This is a genomic window from Burkholderia sp. KCJ3K979 (assembly GCF_016759955.1).
GTDB classification, from domain to species: domain Bacteria; phylum Pseudomonadota; class Gammaproteobacteria; order Burkholderiales; family Burkholderiaceae; genus Burkholderia; species Burkholderia orbicola.
On record NZ_JACFYV010000431.1, the window covers coordinates 1 to 1,204 of the forward strand.

The 1,204-nt window shown below is 60.9% G+C and carries 1 protein-coding gene; it reads right to left on the reverse strand.

Going from position 1 to position 1,204, the window contains the following annotated elements; translation table 11 throughout:
* Nucleotides 1–16: 16 nt before the first annotated feature.
* Nucleotides 17–1,143, reverse strand: a protein-coding gene (locus H3O04_RS35415) for an IS3 family transposase (protein WP_089499171.1) whose coding sequence is annotated in 2 segments (ribosomal slippage) — nucleotides 17–903 and nucleotides 903–1,143 — 1,128 coding nt in all. Because the reading frame shifts where the segments join, the coding sequence is not laid out codon by codon here.
* Nucleotides 1,144–1,204 lie beyond the last annotated feature (61 nt).

The window sequence follows — 1,204 nt, forward strand, 5'->3', positions numbered from 1 at the left end:
TGACCTGCCCCCGGTTTTAGTCCGAACTGCAGTTAGAGTCCGAGGTTAAAAACTGCTGCTTCGCGTCGTGCGCCCGGGCGAACTGCGCAGGCGTCAGATAGCCGAGCGAACTATGAGGCCGCTCGGTGTTGTACTCGATACGCCATTCCTCAATCAGCCGCTTGGCGTGGCGCATCGAGACGAACCAGTGCTCGTTCAGGCATTCGTCGCGGAACCGCCCGTTGAAGCTCTCGATATAGGCATTCTCCACCGGCTTGCCAGGCCGAATGAACGACAGCGTGACGCCGGCTTCGTAGGCCCATGCATCCAGCACCTTACCAGCGAATTCCGGCCCGTTGTCGACCGTGATGGATGCGGGTAAGCCTCGCATCTCCTTGAGCCGCTCGAGCACTTGCTGCACTCGTAGGCCCGGCAGCGAAGTATCGACCTCGATGGCCAAGCACTCGCGCGTGTAGTCGTCGACCACGTTCAGGCATCGAAACCGCCGACCATAGGCCAACCCGTCAGAAACGAAGTCCATCGACCAGCTCTGATTCGGGCCTGTTGGCAACGGCAGCGGCGTGCGCTCGACAGCCGCAATACGCTTGCGTCGCCGCTTGCGCACGCTCAGCCCCGCCTTGCTGTACAGGCGCCAGATGCGCTTGTGGTTGGCGAAGCAGCCATCCCGCTGCAACAGCACGTGAATCCGGCGATAGCCGTATCGGCGCTTCTGCGCGGCGATGGCCATCATCCGGCCAGTCAGCGCTTCGTCGTCAACTCGGCGGCGTGATTCGTAGTGGAACAGCGAGCGCGAAATCCCTACCAGCCCGCAGGCTCGGGTAACACCCATGGCACGTTCGGTCATCAATATCCGGACCGCTTCGCGCTTGGCCTGCGGGCTTGCTACTTTCGAGCCAGCAGGTCCTTCAGCGCGGCGTTGTCGAGCATTGATTCGGCCAACAGGCGCTTGAGCTTGTTGTTCTCCTGCTCCAGTTCCTTCAGGCGCTGCGCTTCGGAGACCGTCATCCCGCCGAACTTCGCTTTCCAGTTGTAGTAGGTCGCTTCCGAGATGCCGTACTTGCGGCACAGCTCCGCCGGCTTCAAGCCAGCCTCGGCTTCCTTCAAGATGCCGATGATCTGTTCTTCGGTGAATCGCTTTTTCATTGCCGTTCCTCTCTGGAACGGACTCTACACCGTCACCGTACTAAACGCGGGGAGCAGGTCA